Annotated in this window: 24 protein-coding genes; 9 read left to right on the top strand and 15 right to left on the bottom strand. The window is 66.6% G+C overall.

The genetic code is table 11. The annotated features are described in order from the left end of the window. The first annotated feature begins 219 nt into the window (after positions 1-219). Positions 220-1,704: an NAD(P)/FAD-dependent oxidoreductase gene (locus ABZX86_RS10210; protein WP_355122028.1), complete on the top strand. Its 1,485-nt coding sequence runs from the start codon at positions 220-222 to the stop codon at positions 1,702-1,704. A 17-nt stretch (positions 1,705-1,721) separates the two neighbouring features. Here the strand turns inward: ABZX86_RS10210 and ABZX86_RS10205 are convergent, their stop codons facing one another. Further along, on the bottom strand, positions 1,722-2,183 hold the full coding sequence (locus tag ABZX86_RS10205) for a hypothetical protein (RefSeq protein WP_355122027.1): 462 nt from the start codon (positions 2,181-2,183) through the stop codon (positions 1,722-1,724). Between the two features lie 110 nt (positions 2,184-2,293). Further along, complete coding sequence (locus ABZX86_RS10200) at positions 2,294-2,992, bottom strand: TetR/AcrR family transcriptional regulator (protein ID WP_355122025.1); 699 nt, start codon at positions 2,990-2,992, stop codon at positions 2,294-2,296. Between the two features lie 130 nt (positions 2,993-3,122). Between ABZX86_RS10200 and ABZX86_RS10195 the strand changes: the two genes are divergently transcribed. From ABZX86_RS10195 to ABZX86_RS10170, 6 genes are all read left to right on the top strand, one after another. Further along, on the top strand, positions 3,123-4,694 hold the full coding sequence (locus ABZX86_RS10195; protein WP_355122023.1) for a succinic semialdehyde dehydrogenase: 1,572 nt from the start codon (positions 3,123-3,125) through the stop codon (positions 4,692-4,694). Positions 4,695-4,728: 34 nt separating this feature from the next. Then, a complete protein-coding gene (locus tag ABZX86_RS10190) occupies positions 4,729-5,553 on the top strand; it encodes an SDR family NAD(P)-dependent oxidoreductase (protein WP_355122021.1) in 825 nt (274 codons plus the stop codon). Between the two features lie 221 nt (positions 5,554-5,774). Next, a complete protein-coding gene (locus ABZX86_RS10185; protein WP_355122019.1) occupies positions 5,775-6,941 on the top strand; it encodes an SPFH domain-containing protein in 1,167 nt (388 codons plus the stop codon). Between the two features lie 159 nt (positions 6,942-7,100). Then, positions 7,101-7,745, top strand: coding sequence for a hypothetical protein (locus ABZX86_RS10180; protein ID WP_355122017.1), 645 nt, complete (start codon positions 7,101-7,103; stop codon positions 7,743-7,745). A 24-nt stretch (positions 7,746-7,769) separates the two neighbouring features. After that, positions 7,770-8,618 carry a hypothetical protein gene (locus tag ABZX86_RS10175; protein ID WP_355122015.1) on the top strand — a complete coding sequence of 283 codons (849 nt, stop codon included), beginning with the start codon at positions 7,770-7,772 and terminating at the stop codon, positions 8,616-8,618. A gap of 17 nt (positions 8,619-8,635) precedes the next feature. Further along, positions 8,636-9,136 (top strand): hypothetical protein, encoded by a 501-nt coding sequence (locus ABZX86_RS10170; protein WP_355122014.1) that lies wholly within the window; start codon positions 8,636-8,638, stop codon positions 9,134-9,136. A gap of 162 nt (positions 9,137-9,298) precedes the next feature. Here the strand turns inward: ABZX86_RS10170 and ABZX86_RS10165 are convergent, their stop codons facing one another. The 4 genes from ABZX86_RS10165 to ABZX86_RS10150 form a co-directional block, all read right to left on the bottom strand. Next, positions 9,299-10,201: an aminoglycoside phosphotransferase family protein gene (locus ABZX86_RS10165; RefSeq protein ID WP_355122012.1), complete on the bottom strand. Its 903-nt coding sequence runs from the start codon at positions 10,199-10,201 to the stop codon at positions 9,299-9,301. A gap of 43 nt (positions 10,202-10,244) precedes the next feature. Next, positions 10,245-10,961: an HAD family hydrolase gene (locus ABZX86_RS10160; RefSeq protein WP_355122010.1), complete on the bottom strand. Its 717-nt coding sequence runs from the start codon at positions 10,959-10,961 to the stop codon at positions 10,245-10,247. Next, positions 10,958-11,788 (bottom strand): putative protein N(5)-glutamine methyltransferase, encoded by an 831-nt coding sequence (locus tag ABZX86_RS10155; protein ID WP_355122009.1) that lies wholly within the window; start codon positions 11,786-11,788, stop codon positions 10,958-10,960. The genes ABZX86_RS10160 and ABZX86_RS10155 overlap by 4 nt, the downstream gene beginning before the upstream one ends. Before the next feature lie 76 nt (positions 11,789-11,864). Further along, positions 11,865-12,725 carry a YdcF family protein gene (locus ABZX86_RS10150; RefSeq protein ID WP_355122007.1) on the bottom strand — a complete coding sequence of 287 codons (861 nt, stop codon included), beginning with the start codon at positions 12,723-12,725 and terminating at the stop codon, positions 11,865-11,867. Positions 12,726-12,957: 232 nt separating this feature from the next. Here ABZX86_RS10150 and ABZX86_RS10145 point away from each other — a divergent pair, with 232 nt between their 5' ends. After that, a complete protein-coding gene (locus ABZX86_RS10145; protein WP_355122005.1) occupies positions 12,958-13,806 on the top strand; it encodes a bifunctional 5,10-methylenetetrahydrofolate dehydrogenase/5,10-methenyltetrahydrofolate cyclohydrolase in 849 nt (282 codons plus the stop codon). 96 nt (positions 13,807-13,902) lie between these two features. On the opposite strand, the gene ABZX86_RS10140 is transcribed toward ABZX86_RS10145, so the two are convergent. Continuing rightward, entirely contained in the window at positions 13,903-14,652 is a 750-nt protein-coding gene (locus tag ABZX86_RS10140; protein ID WP_355122003.1) for a L,D-transpeptidase, read from the bottom strand. Between the two features lie 242 nt (positions 14,653-14,894). Further along, a complete protein-coding gene (locus ABZX86_RS10135; protein ID WP_355122001.1) occupies positions 14,895-15,545 on the bottom strand; it encodes a cyclodeaminase/cyclohydrolase family protein in 651 nt (216 codons plus the stop codon). Positions 15,546-15,655: 110 nt separating this feature from the next. Here ABZX86_RS10135 and ABZX86_RS10130 point away from each other — a divergent pair, with 110 nt between their 5' ends. Further along, positions 15,656-16,696 carry an LLM class F420-dependent oxidoreductase gene (locus ABZX86_RS10130; protein WP_355122000.1) on the top strand — a complete coding sequence of 347 codons (1,041 nt, stop codon included), beginning with the start codon at positions 15,656-15,658 and terminating at the stop codon, positions 16,694-16,696. Between the two features lie 79 nt (positions 16,697-16,775). Here ABZX86_RS10130 and ABZX86_RS10125 read toward each other — a convergent pair whose 3' ends face one another. From ABZX86_RS10125 to ABZX86_RS10095, 7 genes are all read right to left on the bottom strand, one after another. Next, positions 16,776-17,111: an STAS domain-containing protein gene (locus ABZX86_RS10125; RefSeq protein WP_355122602.1), complete on the bottom strand. Its 336-nt coding sequence runs from the start codon at positions 17,109-17,111 to the stop codon at positions 16,776-16,778. 191 nt (positions 17,112-17,302) lie between these two features. Continuing rightward, entirely contained in the window at positions 17,303-19,588 is a 2,286-nt protein-coding gene (locus tag ABZX86_RS10120) for a SpoIIE family protein phosphatase (RefSeq protein WP_355121998.1), read from the bottom strand. Further along, positions 19,585-20,307, bottom strand: coding sequence for a SpoIIE family protein phosphatase (locus tag ABZX86_RS10115; RefSeq protein ID WP_355121996.1), 723 nt, complete (start codon positions 20,305-20,307; stop codon positions 19,585-19,587). Before ABZX86_RS10115 ends, ABZX86_RS10120 begins: the two co-directional genes overlap by 4 nt. Continuing rightward, positions 20,300-20,713, bottom strand: a complete 414-nt coding sequence (locus ABZX86_RS10110) for an ATP-binding protein (protein WP_355121994.1) — start codon at positions 20,711-20,713, stop codon at positions 20,300-20,302. Before ABZX86_RS10110 ends, ABZX86_RS10115 begins: the two co-directional genes overlap by 8 nt. Then, a complete protein-coding gene (locus tag ABZX86_RS10105) occupies positions 20,703-21,092 on the bottom strand; it encodes an STAS domain-containing protein (RefSeq protein ID WP_297615682.1) in 390 nt (129 codons plus the stop codon). The genes ABZX86_RS10110 and ABZX86_RS10105 overlap by 11 nt, the downstream gene beginning before the upstream one ends. A gap of 14 nt (positions 21,093-21,106) precedes the next feature. After that, positions 21,107-22,003, bottom strand: a complete 897-nt coding sequence (locus ABZX86_RS10100) for an STAS domain-containing protein (RefSeq protein ID WP_327139916.1) — start codon at positions 22,001-22,003, stop codon at positions 21,107-21,109. A 197-nt stretch (positions 22,004-22,200) separates the two neighbouring features. Next, the gene (locus ABZX86_RS10095) at positions 22,201-22,704 is read right to left on the bottom strand and encodes a MarR family transcriptional regulator (RefSeq protein WP_355121992.1); all 504 of its coding nucleotides are present in this window, start codon (positions 22,702-22,704) and stop codon (positions 22,201-22,203) included. Positions 22,705-22,884 lie beyond the last annotated feature (180 nt).

Genomic DNA, 22,884 nt, shown 5'->3' with positions numbered 1-22,884 from the left:
GCCGCCCTCAGTTCCTGGTGATCAGCTGTCCGGGTCGATATCGGGGCCGGAGGGCCGGGTGGGGCGTCGGGCGGATTCTTCTCGGGTTCGTGGGCTGCTTCGGCCCTGCGCCGGTGCCGCGGTGGATACGCTGGAATTCAGGGTGCGGAGGCACCGGCCGGGCTGCCCTTGCGAATGTGAGCCGCGAGCGCCGGATTCGGGCGAATCGAAGGAGTAGCGATGAGCGGCACGCCGGAGCACGTCGATGTGCTCATTGTCGGGGCCGGACTCTCCGGGGTGGGGGCGGCATATCACGTGCAGCGGGCGTTTCCGGGGCGCACCTATGCGATTCTGGAGATGCGGGAGGCGATCGGGGGGACGTGGGATCTGTTCCGCTATCCGGGGATTCGGTCTGATTCGGATATGTTCACGCTCGGGTATCGGTTCCGGCCGTGGCTGGGGGACAAGGCCATTGCCGATGGGGGTTCGATACTCGAGTATGTGCGGGACACGGCCGCCGAGGGCGGGATCGACAAGCACATTCGGTATCGGCATCGGGTGGTGCGGGCGGAATGGTCTTCGATCGACGATCTGTGGACGGTGACCGCCGACCATGACGGCGAATCGGTGACCATGACCGCGAACTTTTTGTTCAGCTGCTCCGGCTACTACCGGTACGACGAGGGCTACACCCCGGATTTTGCTGGTATGCAGCGCTTTCGGGGGCCTGTGGTGCATCCGCAGCACTGGCCGCAGCAGTTGGAGGTGGCGGGCAAGCGGGTGGTCATCATCGGCTCCGGCGCGACGGCGGTGACGCTCGGCCCGGCGCTGACCGAGCAGGGCGCGCAGGTGATCATGCTGCAGCGCTCACCGTCGTACATCATCTCCATGCCCGCGCGGGACGCCATTGCCGATCGGCTGCGCCGAATCCTGCCCGCCCGTGCGGCATACGGATTGGCGCGCGCCAAGAACGTCGGCTTCAGTACCGCGATGTACCAGATCTCGCAGCGCTATCCGAAGCGTATGCGCGCCTGGATTCACGGACTGCAAGAGCGTTGGCTCCCTGCGGGTTACGACATCGACACGCATTTCAATCCGCCCTACAACCCGTGGGATCAGCGACTGTGCCTGGTGCCCAATGGCGATCTGTTCCGGGCCATCCGGCACGACAAGCTGGAGATGGTCACCGATCGCATCGAGACCTTCACCGAGACCGGCCTGCATCTGGAATCGGGCCGCGACCTCGAGGCCGACATCATCATCACCGCAACGGGTTTGAACCTCGTGGCCTTCGGCGATATCGCCCTGACGGTGGACGGTGAACCCGTCGAACTCCCGAATGCCATGGCCTACAAGGCCATGATGCTCTCCGACGTCCCCAATTTCGCCTTCATCATCGGCTACACCAACGCCTCCTGGACCCTCAAGGCAGATCTGGTGTGCGAGTATGTGGTTCGCCTGCTCCGCTACATGGACTCGCACGGCTACGCCAAAGCCACCCCCGTCCGCGACCCGTCGGTCGGCACGGCCCCCTTCCTGGACTTCGAGCCCGGTTATGTCCTGCGCGCCCTCGATCGCCTCCCCAAGCAAGGCGACCGCGCCCCCTGGAAACTGCATATGAACTACCTGCGCGACCTCCCGAAACTTCGCTACGGCAAGGTCACCGATCCGGCCATGCGCTTCGAGCGCGCGAGCGAACCTGATCGGGTATCGAGCGCTCCGTAGCGGACCATCCTCGACTGCTAGCTCCGCGGGATGGCGCGAACAACCCGCTCGCGTGGAGCCAGCAGACAGAGCAAGGCCAGGACGAGCCCGCCGCCGACCAGGTACAGACCCCAGCTGCCACTCAGCAGCGTGCGGTAGTCCGCGCGCAGCTCCTGATCGAACTGCTCGTCGAGCCGCCAGGTGAGCACGCCCAGGCTCGCCAGCCCGGCCAGTACGCCGAGCCAGCCCAGCACCCGGGAACCGAAGAGCGCGGCCAGCAGCACGACGAGCGCGACACCGAGCAGCACGATGGCCAGGGACACCACCAGCGAGACGGATTGATTGCCGGCCTGATCGATGGTCTGCCCGGAACCGAAGCCATTGCGCAGATCCGACAGCCGGACATGCCGGGCCTCGACCGTGCCGAGCAGCGGACCGAAGGTGCCGACGGCGATGGCGATGGCACAGGCGAAAAGCAGCAGGTGAACGAAAGTTCGCATAAACCACGGTAGGTGCAATCCGGGCACGGCGCCGGGAACCTGGCCGGTCCGGCAGGCGAATGCCGCGATTTGCTCCGCGCGCGAAAGTAGCTGGTGAGCGGGCTGCGCTCTCAATCAGCGGCGAAGAGCCCGGGGATCGTCAGGGCGTATTCGACGTCTTCGCGGCGTCCGAGGGTGACCAGAACACTGCGAATCATGGTGAGCCGGGCCGCCGCGATGGTTTCGGGACCGGGTTCGCCGCCCGCGGAAATCCGGTAGACCACGAATTCGCAGGTTTGCAGGGCGGTATCCAGATCCAAGGGAGCCGGTACCGGGCGGCCCAGTTCGACGAACTTGGTGCGAACGAGTTCGCGAATATCGTCCAGGGCCCGCTCCCGATAGGAGGAGACGGGTGAGCCGGGGTCGTGCAGTTCCGCGAAGAGCGGGGAGAGCATCGGGCCGTGGCCGCTCGCCCAGTAGAGATAGGCCTCGATCATATTGATGCCCAGCTGAACCGGCTCTTCGGTGCGTTCGAGCGCGGCGCGAATGCCGCCGACCAGATCGTCGTTCGAGAGGGTCAGGACCGCGTGCAGGGGTTCGACGGCATTGGCGAAATAGCGATAGAAGGTCGGCCGGGCCAGTCCGGCCGCATCGATGATGCGGGCGACGCTCAGCCCGCGTGAACCGTGTTCGGCGAAGACATCGGCGGTGGCCAGGACGATGCGCGCACGCACCTGATCGGCCTGCTGCGCCGTCTGCGGCGGGCGGCCGCGCCGGGCCGCGGTGGAGGCCGTTGCGGTGGAGGCCGCTGCCGTGGAGGCCGCCGTCATAGGTGGCCACCGCGCGTACGGCTTGACATGAGGTGCGTCACGCCCATTAATCTAACACTAGTGTTCACCTAACATCGGTGTTCAGTAAATAGCGGGCCCGCCCGCGTCCGACTCCTCGAGAGGGCGACCAATGTCGACTGCCCCGCAGCTCGCCGCCGCCGATGCACTGCCGTTCGATCTGGTACAGCGACTGCTCGGCCATGCGGTCGCGGGCAGCGCGCCGTCGGTCGAGATCTTCGCGCCGGCCACCGGCCGCAAGATCGTCGATCTGCCGCAGTCCTCCGTCGCCGATGTGGAGACCGCCTTCACCACCGCGCGCAGCGCCCAGGAGAAGTGGGCGAAGGTGCCGGTCGGGGAGCGAGCCGCGCTGCTGCGCCGCATTCACGATCTGGTGCTCGCCGAGCAGGACACCATTCTCGATATCGTGCAGATCGAGACCGGCAAGTCGCGTGTGCACGCCTTCGACGAGGTCTCCGATGTCGCGGTGAACACCCGCTTCTATGCCGCCGAGGGCAAACGCATTCTCGCGCACCGCAAGCCGCGCGGCGTCATGCCGCTGCTGACCCAGGTCGAGGTCCGCAACCGGCCCAAGGGTGTGGTGGCCGTGATCTCGCCGTGGAACTATCCGCTCGCGCTGGGCGCCTCGGACGCGCTGCCCGCGCTGCTCGCGGGCAATGCCGTCATCGGCCGCCCGGACAATCAGACCGCGCTGACGCTGCTGTGGGCCATCGATATCGCCGAGCGCGCGGGACTGCCGAAGGGCCTGTGGCAGGCCGTACTCGGCCGCGGCGCCAAGCTCGGGCCCGAGGTCATCGCCCGCGCCGATTACGTCGACTACACCGGTTCCAGCGCCACCGGCCGCACCATCGCGCAGCAGGCGGGCGAGCGGCTCATCGGCTACTCCCTCGAACTGGGTGGTAAGAATCCGCTGCTCGTGCTGGAGGACGCCGACGTCTCCGCCGCCGCCAAGATCGCGGTGCGCGCCTGCTTCGCCTCGGCCGGGCAGCTGTGCGAATCGATCGAGCGAATCTATGTGCACGACAAGGTGTATGACCAGTTCGTCACTGAATTCGTGGCCAATACCAAGAAGCTCACGCTCGGCAAGACCCTCGACTTCGATTACGAGATCGGCTCGCTCACCTTCCCGCGCCAGATCGACACCGTCAGTAAGCATGTCGACGATGCCGTCGCCAAGGGCGCGACCGTGCTCGCGGGCGGCAAGGCGCGTCCCGAACTCGGTCCGTACTTCTACGAGCCGACGATTCTCGCGGAGGTGCGCGAGGGGATGACGGTCTTCCGCGAGGAAACCTTCGGCCCGGTCGTCTCGGTGTACCGCGTCGCCAGCGATGACGAGGCCGTGACCCAGGCCAATGACACCGCCTACGGCCTCAATGCCAGTGTGTGGAGCCGGAATACGGACCGCGGTCGCGAGATCGCCGCTCGCGTCAATGCCGGTTCGGTGAACGTCAATGAGGGCTTCATCGCCGCCTGGGGTTCGGTGGCCGCACCGTCCGGCGGGCTCGGCATCTCCGGCACCGGTCGCCGGCACGGTCCGGAGGGCCTGCTCAAGTACGTCGACACCCAGACCATCGCGGTGCAGCGCATGCTGCCCATCGCCCCGCTGCCCGGCATGTCGGAGCAGCTGTGGGCCAAGACCATGACGGTCTACCTGGGCGTCATGAAGTCGTTGCGGCAGAAGTGATTCGCGGACAATCGATACAGGGGAGCAGCACGAAATGAAGAACGTAGCGGGCAAGAAGGTCCTCGTCACGGGCGCCGCTATGGGCCTGGGCAAATCGTTCGCGGAGCGGGCGGTGCGCGAACAGGCCGCCCACGTGGTGCTCTGGGATATCAATGAGCAGGCACTGAAGGAGACGGCGGCCGAGCTTGCTGCCCTGGGCGGCAGCAGCATTCACCACTATGTGGTCGACGTCTCCGATCGTGATGCCATCGCCGAGCACGGTGCGGCGGTGCGCGAGCAGGTCGGCGATATCGATGTGCTGATCAACAATGCGGGCATCGTGCGCGGCAACGGCTACTTCTGGGAGACCGAGAACCGGGCCGATATCGATAAGACCATGGCCATCAATTCCCTTGCGCCCATGTACATCACGCTGGAGTTCCTGCCGGCGATGGTGAAGAACAGCGGCGAGGCGCGGGTGCTGAACATCGCCTCGTCGGCGGCGCTGGTCGCGAATCCGCGCATGAGCGTGTACGCGGCCTCGAAGTGGGCGGCGCTGGGCTGGTCGGATTCGGTGCGGCTGGAGCTGGAGCAGTCCGGCAATGAGCACGTCAAGTTCACCACGGTCTGCCCGACCTACATCAATACCGGAATGTTCGACGGCGCCAAGGGCTTCCTGTTCACCCCCATCCTCGAGCAGGAGGAGGTCGTGAACACCTCCTGGGAGGAGATGAAGAAGGGTGCGGCGCTGGTGGTGCTGCCCTGGACCTCGCGGCTCAACCGCGCCATCTCCGGATTGCTGCCGCTGAAGGTGCGCGACTTCTACCTCAACAGCGTCGGCGTCTATCACTCCATGGACGAGTTCACCGGCCGCAAGTAGCTTTTCGAGCGATGGCCCGCGTGGGGAGATGCTCCCACGCGGGCCTTTTCATGTCCTGGGCAGGTCGTCATTTCCGGGCTGAACCTGCTGGTCAGCGGAACGCGATAACACCGGGGGTGCCTGCGTGCGATAGCAGTTCGCGTGGGACACGAGCGTTTACACGCCTGTGCGATACTCGCGCAGGGCGGGCGCTGTGCCCGAAGGGAGGAACAGGAGACTTCATGGGCCTGATGGACATGATCCGGGGCGAATTCGTCGACATCATCGAGTGGCTCGACGACACCCGCACCACCTTGGCGTGGCGATTCCCGCGCTACGACAACGAGATCAAGAACGGTGCGGAACTCATCGTCCGGGAGGGCCAGCGCGCGGTCTTCGTCTACCGGGGGCAGCTGGCCGACCAGTACGGTCCCGGGCACTACCAGCTCACCACCGAGAATATGCCGATCATGTCCACCCTGCAGGGGTGGCGGCACGGCTTCAATTCGCCGTTCCGGTCCGAGGTGTACTTCATCAATACCCGGCCGGTCACCGATATGCGCTGGGGGACACCGCAACCGGTCACCGTGCGCGATCCCGACTTCCGCATGGTGCAGATCCGCGCCAACGGCACCGCCATGGTCAAGGTCACCGATGTCGAGGTGTTCCTGCGGCAGATGATCGGCACCAATGCCGAGGTCGACGCCGATGTGCTGAGCGAGACGCTGCGCAACAATATGGCGCTGGCCTTCTCCGATATGGTCCTGGCCAGCGGGCTCGGGGCCATCGATCTGCAGGGCCGTCAGGTCGAATTGTCCGGCAAGCTGGGCGAATTCGTGGCACAGCGGCTGTCCGGATTCGGTATCGGCGTCGACCAGGTCACGCTGTCGATCTCGCTGCCCGAAGAGATCCAGCAGGCCATGACCCGCGGCGTCGCCCGCGGTGTCGAGGCCGGCGGGTTCATGAACAATGTCGACCTCAATCGGTATCAGCAGATGCAGGCCGCCGACGCCATGCTCGCGGCCGCCCAGAACCCCGGTGGGGGAATGGGAGCCGCCATGCAGGCCGGAATGGGCATGGTGCTGGGCGGGCAGATGGCCGGGCAGATGCAGGGCGGGTTCGCCCAGCCCGCGCCGCAGCAGGCGCCGGCCGCGCCGCAGCAGGCCGCCCCGCCGCCGCTGCCGGGTCAGCAGGTCTTCCACTTCGACAATGGCGGGCAGGCGGCCGGGCCGTTCCCGATCGAGCAACTGCGCCAGTATGTTTCGGCCGGACAGCTCACCCGCGACACCAATGTGTGGGCGGAGGGCATGGCGGGCTGGGTTGCCGCCTCCACCGTCCCGGCGCTGCAGCCGCTCTTCGCCGCACCGCCGCCGCTGCCGGGCACCCCGCCGCCGCTACCGCCGCGGTAAGCGCTGCCCGCCCGCACAATCCACGAGACCGGCGGGTGCGCCGGCAATGTATGTCACGTGCGCGGCACCCACGTCGCGACGTCGGTATCGTCGGCGCACCCGAAAGTCTCTCCGCAGCAACGGTGTAACCGTCGCTTCCGTCACCGCGAGTGAGCTTCAGTGAACGACAACCAGCCGCCGTACCCGGCCGCACCCCCGCCACTTCCCCCTCGGGGATCGGCGCCCCCACCACCGCTACCGACCTCCGAGCCGCGTCCGTGGACCCCGCCGCTGCCCGCCGGTCCGCCGCCGCTGCCTGCGGCCGGTGCGCCGTCTTCAGGACCGCCGCCACTGCCGACCGGTCAGCCTCAGGTTGCTCCCGGCGCTGAGCCGCCGCCGCTTCCGCAGGCGGGATACGTGCCGCAGGTCGGGTATGCACCGCAGCCAGGATTTGCGGCCCCGGTTCCTGCGCCTCCGGAGGCTGCTCCGGCAACGCCGGTGCCGCAGCCGGTTCCGGATCGCGCCATGCTGCACACCACCGAGCAGACCCGCACCTATCCGTGTTCGTCGTGCGGTGGGCAGCTGGGGTTCGATCCGGTGGGACAGGATCTGCTGTGCCCCAACTGCGGTAATCGCTCGGCCATCACCGTGCCGAACACTCCGGTGCAGGCGCGTGAGCTCGGGCCCGCCATTGCGGAGTTGCGGCAGATCCAGGCCGGTCAGGCCGGGCCGCAGGTCACGGGGGAGTGGGAGGTGAAGTGTCAGAACTGCGGTGGGACAACCGGATTCAACGGTACGCTCACCGCCACCCGGTGCCCCTACTGAGCGACGCCGATCCAGCGCGACGATGTGCACAATGCGCCCGCACGGCTCCCGGTGGACGGGCTGCTGCCCTTCCACGTCGGAGAGAAGCAGGCCCGGGATCTGGTCGAGAAGTGGGTCTCCGGACGGTGGTTCGCACCGTCCAAATTCCGCAAGTACCGGCAGATCGGCGCATTCTCGAGCCTCTACACCGCGTACTTCACCTACGACGCCGATACCGACACCTGGTATCAGGGTGAGCGCGGTGAGGACTATCAGGTGCGGACCGGCACCGATGAAGACGGCGATCCGATCTACGAGACGCGTACCCGCTGGTTTCCGGCGTCCGGTGAGGTGAGCAATCAGTTCGCGGATCTCCCGGTGCTCGCCAACGAGAACCTGAACCGCTCGCGCATTCGCGCGCTGGAGCCCTGGCCGGTCGAGGAAGCGCGTTCGTATTCACCGGAATTCGTCGCGGGTCACCTGTGCCGCACCTACGACAATGACGCGGAACAGTCGCTGCCCGAGGCGCAGCAGCGCATGGAGCAGGCGATCGAAAGCACGGTGCACGCCGCGATCGGTGGCGACCGCCAGATCGTGCACGAGTCCAACACCTCGTGGAACTGGCTGGCGTACAAGCATCTGCTGCTGCCGATCTGGCTGCTGACCGTCGTCTATATGGACAAGCCGTACCAGGTGTACATCAACGGTCTCACCGGTGAGGTTTCCGGTGACCGCCCCTGGAGCAAGATCAAGATCATTGCCCTGATCGTGGCGGTGCTCGTCGCCATCGTGGCGATCATCCTGGTGTACAACGGACTGCACGGCCATCACTCGGCCACCAGCCGGACCACGGTGCCCCGGCCGCCGAATACGGCGCCCGGACACCACAATTAGCGGATGAGGGTGTAGCGATGGTGTGGGTGCTCGTACTTCTGATAGTGCTCGCCGTAGCGATCGGCGGCGGCACAGCGCTGCTCTCGAAACGCCAGAAACAGGCGGTCGGCGCCGCGAATCAGGTGGTGCCCGGCACCCCCACCAAGGCCCCCGCCTCCTGGGCGGGTTCCCACGACCCGGCCCCCCGCCTGCACCGCCGCCTGCGCGATACCATGACCGCCCTGCGCACCGCCGATGCTCTCGACGACGGCACCACCCTCGTCCTGCGCGCCGAACTCGAACAGGCCGCCCTGTCCTGGGACGACCGCCTGGTGGCCATGGCCGCCCTCCCACCCGCAGCCGCTGCCGACCAACTGAAACTGGCCACCGAGGCCGTCGCGTCCATCGAATCCGGCGTAGCCCAATACATCTCGGCTGCCACCCAGCGGACCGCCGCCGATACCACCGCCGCCCTGACGGCCGCCCGAGCTCAACTCGACCTCGCCGCCGAGATCCGAAAGTCGCTGGAGACCAGCTGATCTGACAGAGCGGACGCCGACGAGCACACCTCCCATCAGCCGCAATCGTTGCTGCTGGGGACGTTCGAAGGTCCCCGGTCAACTGTCCCTCAGCCGGCTTTCGAAGCTGCCTGGACGGGATGCACCCATCCGCTTTGCTGATGTTCCTGAAGTTCTCGGGTCCTAGGTGAGGGCGTCGGCCAGCTGATCTGTGGCGTGGATCAGCCAGGTGGGATCGCCTTGCTTGCGTCCCAGAAGCGCTTCTCGGACTGTCCTGGCCTGGGTCCAGCGGCGGGTGCGAACACGGTCGAGTTGGGCTGCGTCGCAATAGATATCGAGCAGGCGCAGGACTTCGGGCTTCAAGTTCGGGCTGCCGAGCAGGGCGGCGAAGCGCGGGCTGCGGAGGACATTGAGGGCATTGTGGGCCGGATCGCCGACGTGCCCCTTGGGATCGATCGCCAGCCAGGGTTCGCGCTCGGAGGCCAGGATATTGGCGTCGTGCAGATCGCCGTGGATCAGGATGTTCGGTTGCTCCGGTCCCAGTTCGCGCAAGGTGGCGAGCGCGGCGTCCAGCACCCTGTTCGGCAGGGGGTGGTCGAAAGCTGCTGAGGCGGCCAGCATTTCGTCCTCCCACGCGCCCAATTGATCGGACAGCTTCGGAAGTCCCGGCGGTGCTTCGATGCTCAGCCGGTGCGACAGCCGGCCCGCTATGCCGATGGCCTCCTCGTGGTCGGTGACCGAGGCGAGGGTGCGGTAGTGCGCCCGCTCCAGCAGCATGGCGAAGCGGTCGTCACAGCGCTCGAAAAGACGCGCCGCGCCGTGGCCGTTCCAGGCCGCGAAAGCATCCGGCTCATGCGCATTGCCCGGGTGCGGGAACGAGACCTTGATGACCGCGGGCGGCAGGTCGCGATGCCGCACGGGTACCACGATCCCGACCTGACCGTGCATGACCGGACCATCGGGCCTGCAGGACCAGCGCTGCAGCAGTTCGTCGACCAATCCCGGCAGCGCCGCGATCCAGGCCCGCCCGCGTTCCCCTTCGCCGAATTCTTTGGTGAACGCGAAGGACTCCGGAATGTCGATCATCAGACGACTCTAGGCACGCACCGGCAGGCGCGTGCGGCAGTTGTCAGAGGGAGTCAAGGCCGGAGGCGAACGTCGTAGCGCTCAACTCCACCAGGGACGGGATGATCGTGACGCCTTCCCGGTGGGCCACGCCCCGGGCGGTGCGGTCGAGCCAGTAGGCGCGCAGACCGGCATTGCGGGCGCCCAGGCCGTCGGTGTCGAAGCGGTCGCCGACATAGGCGACCTCGTCCGGGGGAAGCTCCAGCATTTTGCAGCCCGCGAGGAAGATGGCCGGATCCGGTTTGGCCGTGCCGAATTCGGCCGAGCACAGGACCGCGTCACCGAAATGCTCGAGCAGGCCCACCGAGCGGAGTTTGTCCTGCTGGTGTGCCAGTGAGGAATTGGAGACGATGCCGAGGGCCACCTGACCCGCCAGGGCGCGCAGTGTCGGCGGGACATCGGGGAAGGTGATCCAGGCGACGTCGCGGCGGGCGGCGTAGTCGGCGAACCAGGCGGACGGATCGGCGACCCTGATGCCGATATGCGCCAGGAACAATTCGGTGCGCACCAGCTGCTGGCCCTTGAAGGTGAGCTCGCCGGCCAGGAAGCGCGGGTAGTGCTCCTCCTCCAGGCTGCGCCAGAGCGCTACCGCCTCGTCCGGTGATTCGAACAGCCACAACTGGTCCTCGGCGCGCAGATGACCGAGCAGGCCGATGCGCGCGGTGGCCGCGTAGTCGATGAGGGTGTCGTCGACGTCGAAGAGAATGCCGCGAATGCTCATCCGTGCACGCCCGCTGCCAGGGGACGGGTGCCGACGACCACCGTCGCGCCGATGTCCTCGTCCTCGGCAATGCGTGCGGTCAGCCCGTGCTCGCGCATGACGGCCACGGCGCGCGGCGCCTGCGATTCGCTCTCCTCGACCAGCAGATGTCCGCCCGGTGCGAGCCAGTGGGTGGCCACGGCGGCGATCCGGCGCAGCACGTCGAGTCCGTCCGGGCCACCGTCCAGCGTCACCCGCGGTTCGTGGTCACGCGCCTCCGGCGGCATATGGGCAATCTCCGCGGACGGGACGTACGGGGTATTGGCGAGCAGAATCCGCACGCGCCCAGCCAATTCGGGGGGCACCGGATCGAAGAGATCGCCCTCGAGCACCCGTGCGTCCAGCGCAGCGAGATTGCGGCGGGCGCAGGCGACGGCGGGCGGTTCGATATCACAGGCAGTGAGTTCCACTCGAATACCTTCCGCCGCAAGCTCGGTCGCGAATGCCATCCCGAGTGCACCGCTGCCGCAGCACATATCGATCGCGACAATCGACGACTCGGACGCTGCGCCGCCGTCGCGCGCGAGCGAGACGGCCTGCTCGACCAGGAAGCCGGTACGCTGCCGGGGAACGAACACCTCGGGCGTCACCGCGACCCGGATTCCGCGAAATTCCGCCCACCCCAGCAGATGCTCCAGCGGTACGCCGGCAATGCGCTGCACCACAAGAGATTCCAGCTGCGCGGCAGCGGTGGCAGCGGCAACCAGCAGCTCGGCTTCCTCCTCCGCGAAGACACAACCGGCCGTCCGGAGTCGCACGACCAGGGTATCGGTATCGGGAGAACTCACTGCGCCATTGTGCCCGCCCCGACCTGCGCACATGCCATGCGGGTCGGAACGGGCGGTAGGAAGCGGCGCGGACCTGCTAACGCGAGGTGGGCAGCAGCAGGGTGCGCGTGGCGTCGAGATAGATGCCGCGCTGACTGGCGCGAGCCGGCGGCGCCAGCGAGGAAACCAGCTGCTCGAGCGAGGTGGTGGCACCGACAACCGGGATGCCCGCCACAATGAAATCCGCGACCGCACGGCGAATGTGATTGGGCGAGGTGACCACGATCGCGCTGGTCGCGCCCGCCTTGCGCAGCATATCGGTACCGAAGAGCGCATTCTGCACGGTGGATCCGGCACGATGGTCGGCCACGATCCGATTGGCCGGAATTCCATGGCCGATCAGCCAGCCCTGCATGGCCGCCGCCTCGGTGATCCCGTTCTGCGGATTGCCGCCGGTCACCAGAATCGGGGACATCGGCGAGGCGATCGCCTGCAACCAGGCCGCCTGCAAGCGGTTCACCAGTTCGGGCCGCATACTGCCGTCGGGCAGCAGACCGTAGCCCAGCACCGCGATACCGGTGGCCGGTCCGGCAATGGCCGGAATCGGATTGGGCAGGGTACCGACCGCGGACCCGATGGCCCGGAACACATTCCGGGTGCCGTCGGCCAGCTGCGGATTCAGGCCGTTGAGCCGGTTGAGCGCCACTTCCCGGGTAACCAGGTCACCGGTGTAGTCCGACCAGATGGCCTGCAGGGCCAGCGCCTGCGCGTCATCGGGGGATTCGGCGAGCAGATTCCGCAGATCCGCGAGTCCACCGCCCTCGTTGCCATCGGTGAAATTGTCCTGCGCCGAGTTGTAGAGCGCTCCGGCGTCGGCCTGTGCGACGGCCGGTCCATAGAGGGTCAGGGCGGCCGCGGCCGCCACGAGGAGTGTGGGTAAACGCCTGGCGATCTGCACTGCTGTCGACCTTTCGGGGAGGGTCACACATGCTTGCTGGATATCTATGCCTGTTGCTGGCTAATGGCTCGGTACCGAATGCTGACACGATACGGCTGACCAGAGCTTTCTTCGGGTATTTGCCGATGCGATTTATAAGGTTTGGACACCGGTGTGAGCGGGAACACACGCGCGCGAGTCCGGCCTGCGGTGCGCGCAGTGCGGCACCGCCGGCGGGATAAGGTGTGAATCCGTGGATACGACTTCGCTTATCGGCAAGGAACTCGCCGCCGCCATCAATGCCGACACCAAGGCACGGGCTGCCGCGCTCGCGGAGCAGGGCACCGCGCCGCGCCTGGCGCTGGTGATCGCCAATGACGATCCGGCCAGCATCTGGTACGTGAAGTCGCTCAATCGCGCTGCCGAGCGCAATGGAATCACTTGCGAGAACGTCGATCTCGGCATCGATGCTACCGCCGAGCAGATTCGCGTCAAGCTTGCCGAACTGTCGGCCGACCCGGCGGTGGACGCGATCATGCTGCAGACCCCGCTGCCCAAGGGTGTCGGCCTCGACGATGTGAGCCTGTCGATCGCCGCGGCCAAGGATGTCGACGGCGTCAGCCCGCTGTCACTGGGCCTGCTGGCCTCCGGCCTTCCGGGCTTCCCGCCCGCCACCTCCGAGGCCGTGGTCGAGCTGGCCAAGTTCCACGCGATTCCGCTCGCCGGTCGTCTGGTCGCGGTCGTGGGCCGCTCCAATGTGGTCGGCAAGCCATTGGCTCAGCTGCTGCTGGCCGAGAATGCCACCGTGACGGTCGCGCACTCGCGCACCACCGATCTGCCGTCGGTGACCTCGGCCGCCGATGTGGTGGTCGCCGCGGTGGGCCGGGCCGGGCTGATCACCGGCGAGCACGTGCGCGAAGGCGCGGTTGTGTTCGATGTGGGCACCAATGAGGACGAGAACGGCAATATCACCGGCGATGTGAATGCCGAATCCGTGACCGGTAAGGCCTCGGCGCTGAGCCCCGTGCCCGGCGGCATCGGCCCGGTGACCACCGCACTGCTCATGCGTCATGTGGTGCAGGCGGCCGAATCGGCGCGCTGAGTTTCCGGGAAACTCACTGAGTCACACAGAAATCGGGGGCCTGCGAGGGCCCCCGATTTTCGTCCTACCAGTGCTCACCTGTGCTTTTGCAGGTGCTCACCAGTGCGTCGTCACCGGATCACCGATCGCGACATTGTCGTAGTACCACTCCGCGTCCGCCGGAGCGAGGTTGATACAGCCGTGGCTGACATTCGAATTGCCTTGGGAGTCAACCGACCACGGCGCCGAGTGCACGTACACGCCACCCGAGGTGAGACGTTCGGCGAATTCGCCGGTCATCAGATAGCCCTCCGGATCGCTCAGCGGAATGCCGATGGTCCGCGAATCGAAGGTCACCGTGCGTTCGCGGGACATGACCGGGAACGTGCCGACCGGAGTCTCCCGGCCGGGTTTGCCCATGGACGCGGGCATTGTTCGCACCACCACGCCGCCGATGGAGACCGTGAAGGTGTGCGCCGACATATCCGCATCGGCCGACGTGCCGCCGTTCGTATCGAACTGGGTGTGCAGGCGGCCCACCGACACCGTGATAGGCGCTGAGGTGGGCAGGTAAGCGGCCGGAGTCCAGGTCAACTGACGGTCGTCTACCCAGGAGAAGTGCCCGGCCAAACTGGTTTCGGCGCGTACGCCCACCGCCTGTTCGGCGCGAGCGCGATCGGCAACCGGTGCGGCGAACTGCACCCTGACCGGTGCGGCTATGCCCACCACTTCACCGGGCCCCGGCGAAATCGCCTGCACCGCCGGGATATCGGGTGCTGTCAGCACCGCCCCTGCGGCTCCGGAGCCGAACACGGCTGCTGCCGCGAGTGTTGTTGCGGCAAACAGAAAACGAAACGCGTTCCGCATCGTTCCATCCCTTCGCGAGGGTGTGGTTCTGGGAGCTCAGACTATGACCTGATTATCCCTTTCTTCTGGAAATGTTCTCGCTTCGTGACATTGCACACGGCGTGGACACTTGGGGATAACGGGGCGGCCAGGTATTAGCCAGGCCGCTGGGAGCACGGAAATCGGGCATCGTGCCACGGCAAAAAAACGTGCCCTGCTCCGAGACGGAGCAGGGCACGTTTTCGGAAGAGTGTTCGAACGCCTCAGCCGGTGATGGCCGCGATCACATCGTTGTGCAGTGCGTCCGCGCGGGCGATGACCTCGTCGATCTGGGTGAGCACCGGCGCGAACTCCGCACCCGCGCCGACGCCCAGCGAGGCCACATTGATGGCGATATTGAGCTGCGAGCTGGCGGCGGCGGACCGCGCGGCATCGGCGGCGGCGCCGACATCGGTGACCACATTGGGGTTGCCGATGGGCAGCAATTCCGTTGCGAGGGAGACGACTTCGTCGGCCGCGGCGACCACGGCGGCGGGCACCCGGGCCGCGCCGAGCAGGGCGGCGGTAATGGCCTCGGTGCGCGCGGCCTGCTGCGCCTCGGTCTCCTTGGCCATCTTGTAGGCGAAACCGACCGCGGTGAAGGCGGCGGCATCGGCATCGGCCAGGGCGAGCGCGCGGTCGCGGGCGATATCGGCGGCCAGAATGATGCGGTCGATGACCGGCCGGTTCTCGGCATCCTTGGCGCGGGTGGTGTAGCGCGCGACCATGGCGACCAGCGCGGCGCCCTGCGCGGCGTGCAGTGCGGCGACCGCGCCGCCACCCGGCGCGGGCACCTTGGCGGCCAGCTCATCCAGGTAGCCCTGCAGTGTCGAGTCACCGAAGGTGGTGATGGCCTGCGCGGCGTCCTGAGTCATGAGAAAGGGCCTCCTCGAGAGTGCGTGGAACGGTGCGAGATTCGCCGCCTACCGTACCCGGCTCGGTGCCGCTGGGAGATGGCTGGGATGGTGTCGGTAAGGTCCAAATCATGCGTATCGGATTGTCGATCAATTACACCGACGGCTTCAAAGAGGTAGCCGCCGAGGTCGCCGACCTCGAACGGGCCGGCCTCGATATCGTGTTCGTGCCCGAGGCGTATTCGTTCGACGCGGTGAGCGGGCTGGGCTATCTGGCCGCGAAGACCGAACGGGTGCAGCTGGCTTCGGGCATCATGCAGCTCTACACCCGCACGCCCACCCTGACGGCCATGACGGCCGCCGGTCTGGACTACGTGTCGGACGGCCGCTTCATTCTGGGCCTGGGCGCCTCGGGCCCGCAGGTCATCGAGGGTTTCCACGGTGTGCCCTATGACGCGCCCATCGGCCGCACCCGCGAGGTCCTGGAGATCTGCCGCAAGGTGTGGCGGCGGGAGCGCCTGGAGTACAACGGCAAGTACTACACGATTCCGCTGCCCGCGGAAAAGGGCACCGGTCTGGGCAAGCCGCTCAAGCTCATCAATCACCCTGTGCGCGAGAACATTCCGGTGCTGCTGGCGGCGCTCGGGCCCAAGAACGTCGAGCTGGCGGCGGAAATGGCCGAGGGCTGGCAGCCCATCTTCTTCCTCCCGGAGAAGGCCGACGACATCTGGGGTCAGTCGCTCAAAACCGGTCTGGCCAAGCGTGATCCGGCGCTGGGCAAGCTGGAGATCTTCGCCGGTCCGCCGCTGGCCATCGGCGACAATGTGGAGCCGCTGCGCGAATTCGTGAAGCCGCATCTGGCGCTGTACATCGGCGGTATGGGCGCCAAGGGCAAGAATTTCTATCACACCCTCGCGACCAAGTACGGCTACGGCGCCGAGGCGGACCGCATCCAGGAGCTGTACCTGGCGGGCAAAAAAGATGAGGCCGCCAAGGTTGTTCCCGACGAGCTGGTGCGCGATGTCAGCCTGATCGGTTCGGCGTCCTTCGTGAAGGAGCGCGTCGCCGCGTTCCGCGAGGCCGGCGTGACCGCCCTCAATGTGGTGCCCCTGGCCGCCACCAAGGACGAGCGTGTCAAGCTGGTCGAGCAGCTGCGCACCATCTGCGACTGAGGTACTGCGCCCGGGCATGAAAGAGCCCGCGATATCCGCTGTGTGCGGTGGATATCGCGGGCTTTGTTGTTGCGGGAGGTCAGTTCATGGTGAGCGCGGACAGCGCCTCGTCGAGTGTCGGATGCATCGAGAAGACCTGGTCCAGATTGGTCATTCGCAGCTGCCGACTGGTGGCGGGCCCGTCGGCGACCACGGCGATGCGGGTCGCGCCGGCCCGCTGGTGTGCGGCAACCAGCGCCGCCATGCCCGCGGAGGCCAGGAAGCTCACCTCGGACAGATCGATGACAAGTGCGCCCGGTTTCCCGGCCAGGGTCGATTCGATCGCATTCTCGAGCGCGGGGGCCGTCGCGAGATCGACCTCACCGATCACGGCAAGCACCGTCGCGCCGTCGTGCACGGTGACCGTCGTAGTCATCGTCTCGCCGAGGGGATACGCGTCTCCGGATGTATTGGTCACGTTGGAACAATCTGCCATGATCCGTCCGTTCGTGCTGCATCGTCTGCCACATCGGTATCGGTTCGGTAGCCGGAGTTGTGCGAAAGACCCAGTTACCGCGCCGTTTCTGCGGAATTGCGAAGGCTGTGGCGCATATGTGCCTTCTATGTTTACACGCGACTCGCGGCAGAAAAAGACACTGCGGGCAATCGTGTGGTCATTGCTACCCGAGTGCCGGGGCCGGTGAGGTCGATATCGAGTTGGTCGGTGAGCGCGCGCATCATGGTGATACCGCGGCCGCGATGGCCGGGATCGGAAGGTTGCGGGCGCCACGTCCCGGTATCGGTGACCACGAGAGTGACTGTGTCGACTCCGGTTTCGGCGGTGAGCAGGACCCGGCCCGCCGCGCCCTCCAGGTAGGCGTGTTCGATGCTGTTGCTGCACGCCTCATTGGCGGCGGCGATCAGATCGGTGGCGGCGTCGTGCGGTACGGCCGCCGTGGTCAGCCAGGATTTCAATTTTCGCCGCATACCGGACAATTCGCCCGCAGTGGACGGCACATCCACATGCAGTGGTGCCGGCGGCTGGCGGTAGACCACCAGCGCCACATCATCGTCGTAGCCGCCCGCGGGGCGCAGCCGCGACAGCACCGAATCGGCCACCTCGCGCGGCAATTGTCCAGCCGCGCCGGTCAACTCGTCGCCCAGTTCCACGAACCGATCGTCGATATCGACGCCGCGCTCTTCGACGAGGCCGTCGGTGAAGAGCACCAGGGTGGAGCCGGGGGCCATGGCGGTGGTGGCCTCGGGGCGGCGCGGCGGATCGAAGGTTGCCAGCGGAACCGCCCGGCCGCCCTCCAGAAGTCGGCCGCGCGTACCGGGTTCGGCCAGTACCAGCGGCATATGCCCGGCGCTGGAATAGCGCACCAGCCCGCGCTCCGGGTCCAGGATGGCGGCGCACACGGTGGTGCACATGGCGCCCGGAATGCGGGCGGCCACCGTATCCAGCTCCGCGAGCAGCTGGGCGGGGCCCGCGCCACGTAGCAGCAAAGCTCTTGCCGCAGTGCGTAATTGGCCCATGACCACGGCGGCTGCGAGGCCACGGCCCACACAGTCGCCCACCACGACGCCCAGGGTGCCGTCCTCCAGGCGCACCACGTCGTACCAGTCGCCGCCGATCTCCAGCGGCGGCAGGGCGGGTTCGTAGTGCACCGAGAAACGCGGCGGCAGTTCGATCGGGCCCAGCATGGCCCGCTGCAGCGTGAGTGAGGTGGAGCGAGCCTGATCGAAGTTCCGGGCGCGCTGTACCGCCAGGCTCAAATGCCCGACCAGCAGCGAGAACAGCGCCCAGTCATCGGGGGTGATGACCCGCGGCGCGGCGAAGCGCAACCACAGGGCCGAATCTCCGGCCTCGCCGAGCGGCGCGACAATTCCCTCCGAACTGTCGGTGCCCTCGGGGATGGCGAACATGGTTCTCCCGGGCCGCAATCGCGCTCGATCCAGCAGCGCGCGGGCTCGCGCATCGAGCACCTGCCGAGATTCCCTGCCGTCCGGTGGCTCACCCGCACGCAACGGCTTGGCGCGGGCGGGCACCGATTCCAGCTGCGGACTGTCATCGGAGACATAGAGATCCGGTCCGGTCTGGCTGTGCGGCCAGACCGAGACGACCGCCGATTCCGCGCCGATGGTGCGGCGCAATTCCTCGAGACCGACACCGAGCACCTCGACCACGCTGGTGGCGGTGCCGACCACGGTGGCCAGCCGCGATACCGCCTGATCACGTGCCTGCGCATCGTGTTCGGCGGTGACGTCGCGAATGGTGCCGACGAAGATGCGTTCGCCGTTCTCGGGTTTCACCAGTGAGCTGGTGGACACGGCCAGCCAGACGCGGCGGCCGTCGCGGTGCCGGATGGGGGTCACAAAGCGGGCGGCATCATTGCCCAGATCGGGATAGCGCGGCGTCTCGGCGGTGGTCCAGGGATGGGGGAGCGGGTAGGGGGCGCCGTCGGGGCCGTAACCGGTGAGCGCGCCGAATGACGAATTGACCTCCACCAGAGTGCCTTCGGCGTCGACGACGAAGAAGCCGTCCTGCAGCGATTCCACCAGCGCCGTGCGGAAGGCGTCGCGGCCCGCGAGATCGTCTGCGCGCGAACGCTGTTGCTCGTAGCGGCGATTGCCGTCGAGGAAACCGCGGGTGGCCACGTCCAGGGCGGCCATGGTCTGCAGCAGGAATTCGAGGGCGGCCTCGGAGCGGACGTCATCGTTGACCGGGAGCAGGCCCTCCTGCTCGAGAATCCGGAAGTGGTGTTCGGTGAGGTCGAGAATGCTCACGCCCTCGACCAGTGCCCGCCGCCCCAGCTCATAGCCCTCGGCCAGGGTGTTCTGGGTGGGTGCGCGCAGATGCAGGCGCAGCGCGCCGGTATACGCGTCACGAAACGCCGCCAGCACCGAGCTCATGCCGGTGGCCCCGGAGGGGTGGAGCTCGGGCGTATCGGGCTGGAATGGTGTGTGACCGAATGACTTTGGCTGGCCTGGCTCAGAATGGAGCGGCCCGGGCTGAGGTGACCGCGATGCCGGGCCGCCAGCACCAGGGCGTCATCGGTGTCCTTGGCATGCCGGGCGAGAATCTCGGCGGTGATCTCGGAGGTCGGCTTGGCCAGATCGATGCGGTCGGAGTAATCGCTGGTAATGCCGTCGGTGGACATGAGCAGCAGATCGCCGGGCCGCACCGCCACGGTTTGCGATTGCAGATTCGGCGGCAGCAGATATCCGACGATGCCGGCCGACAGCAGCGCCGCCGCGCGAATGGCCGGTTTACCGGGAGCCGCTGCCACGATACGGGTTTCGACATTGCCCACGCCGAGCCAGTGCAGCCGATCGGCGGTATCGAACAGGGCCAGCGAGACCGCGGCGCCCCGGGTATCGGCCATGGCGCGGTGGCAGAGCAGGATCAGCACGTCCAGCGGTTCGGCGCGATTCTCGGCGAGTACCTGTGCCGCGCGATCGGAGGCGTCGGCGGCCGCGGCGCCGTGGCCCAGCCCGTCCAGGACCGCGAAAAGCACTGAGCCACCGCCCGCGTCGAGCACGACCGACCGGTCTCCGGAGACGCGCTGCCCAGGTAGTGCGCGTCCGGCGACGGCCCATTCGACCGCGCCGATGAAGCCGTCCTCACGCACCGTGGGGCACCCACTTCCACATTTCGACGAGCGTGCCCTGGCCCGGTTCGGAGGTGATCGCGAGTCCGTCCATCAGACGGCGTGCGCCCGGAAGGCCGAGTCCGAGACCACGTCCGGTGGAGTAGCCGTCTTCGAGGGCGCGGGGAATGTCGACAATGCCGGGGCCTTGATCCTGCGCCTGCACCACCATGGAGCGGCGTCCCTCGCGATCGCCGACCAGCAGCCGAATCTCGCCTGTCCCTGCATAACTCGTGATATTGCGTGCGACTTCCGAGATTGCGGTCGCAATCATGGTGCGATCAGAGAGCGAGAAGCCCAGAGTGCTTGCCATCTCGAGCCCCGCCTGCCGAGCGGTCACAATGTCGTTGGACACCTTCACCGCGATCACCACGACTTCAGCGGCCACGATCACGACCGTCTCGTTGGCCGCGATTATTGATCTTGTGGTTGAGCCAGGCCAGCCCTTCTTCGAGATCGAGGGCGGTGTGCATGCCCTCGAAGGTGAGACCGAGCTGAACCATGGCGAAGGCAACCTCGGGTTGCAGGCCGACAATGACCGTTTCCGCGCCTCTCAGCTTGGTCATGTGGGCGATGGTACGCAGCGATCTCGCAGCGAAGGAGTCCATTACGTCGATTGCAGTGACATCGACAATGATTCCCTGGGCCCGATACTTGCTGACGTACTTCATCAAGTCGTCCTGCAAGCGTTCGGTATCGGCGTCGGTGAGTGCGGACTGCACCGACGCGATGAGATAGGTGCCCTGCTTCAGAATGGGTACCGGCATCTGGCTGGCCCGGTTTACCGTCCGTCGCGATCGGCGGGAACTCGCGACACCTCGTAACCGAGCAGTCGCTCCGCCTCTTCGATACCGCCCTGAAGGTCACCGACGGCATTCATCTTCGACAGGTCCAGCCCGATGGTGACCAGCGTGAGCGCGATCTCCGACGACAGGCCGGTGATGATCACGTTCGCGCCCATCAGGCCCGAGGCGTCGACGGTTTGCACCAGGTGGTTCGCGACCGTCGAGTCGATCGCCGGCACACCGGTGATATCGATGACGACGACCTTGGCGCGATTGGCCCTGATGGCGCGTAGCAGCTGTTCGGTGAGCTGCCTCGCACGTTGCGAATCCAGCACACCGATGATGGGCAGGATGAGCAGCTGCTCGCGCACCTGCAGCACCGGGGTGGACAGCTCGCGAATCGCCTCTTGCTGCTGGCGGATGACACGCTCGCGTTCCTGCACGAAGGACACGGCCACGGTATTGGCGATGCGGTTGGCGGCCGGTTCGTACGCGTCGAGCACCAGCTTCAGCAGTTCGAAGTCGGTCTGATACTTCTCGAAGAGGCTGCGGGCGAGCACATCTCGCAGCAGGAGCACGATGCCGACGACCTCGTCGGTCTCGACGCCCCGGGGGATGATGCGTTCGGACAGATCGCGTGCGTAGGCCTGCAGCGCTTCGACGCTACCGGTCTCGAGCACCTCGACGTAATTGTCGTAGACGGAGGTGGCTTCGGAGAAGATCTCCTCCGGGGTCATGGCGGTCAGGAGCTGGGCATCGGTGATACGACGGGCCCACTCCTCGCGCAATTCGGTGCGGTTCTGCCGCAAGTGTTCGACGAGCTGCGGGAGCAGATTGTCGACAGAACTCGCGGGCAGTGAATCCGCCGAGAGGCTCATGGACACGTCGGACATGGAAACTCCTGCCCCTTTCGCTAAGGCCAGGTCGGGTGCACGCTCACTCCAACTAGCACGGCGCGGCCGGTTTGCCGACCGTGCGCTCGGTGCCGACCGCCGTCGGAAGCCGGTGCCGAGCCTAGTCTTACCCAGTACCCCCCGTGTGCCAAACCAAACGCCGGTCGAGAGGTATTTCGCCGGGCCGGGTGTGATCTTCACCGGGGGTTTCGCGTGTCTGGTCTTCTGTGGTGTGCGAGCAGGGTGTCGTAGATATCGGCGAGGGCGGTCAGCTGACCGCTGTCGAGAACGTCGATCATGTGCCGCCGCACGCTCTCCACGTGTGCGGGGGCAGCACCCGCGAGCACCAGCTTGCCCTTGGCGGTGAGGACTGCGGCGGTGCGGCGGGCGTCATCGGGAATGGACTCGCGAGCAACCAGTCCGCGCTTCTCCATCCGGGTGATCTGATGGGAGAGCCGACTCTGCGACCACTCCAGGACGGCGGCCAGTTCGGCGAAGCTGCGGCGGTGATCGGTGGCCTCGGCCAGGCGGGCCAGCACGGTGTATTCGACATAGGTGAGGTTGGATTCGCGCAGGGAGTCGCGTCCGACCGCGGCGGCGATGAGGTCGCGGGTGAACACGAATCCGAGCCACGCGCGCGTCTCGACATCGTCGAGCCAACGGGTTTCGATCACGGTTCCACTCCCGGGTTCTGCTGCCATGCTAATTCCTCCCCGACGCGAACAAGCGCATCCTCACAGGTAACACCGCCCGACTTGAAGGTGCAACCTGTGCCGATTCACACAAAGTCACGCTCGATTCACACAAATCCGCACTTGGGCACCCATTCCGGGTGACCTACGGGCGTGGTTAAGGCTTGCCTGCGCGAAGGGGTTCCGGGC

Origin of the sequence: Nocardia sp. NPDC006630 (assembly GCF_040611495.1) — a bacterium.
In the GTDB taxonomy this organism is placed as follows: domain Bacteria; phylum Actinomycetota; class Actinomycetes; order Mycobacteriales; family Mycobacteriaceae; genus Nocardia.
Note: the sequence above shows the minus strand (reverse complement) of the source record. Positions and strands in the feature narration are given on the sequence as shown.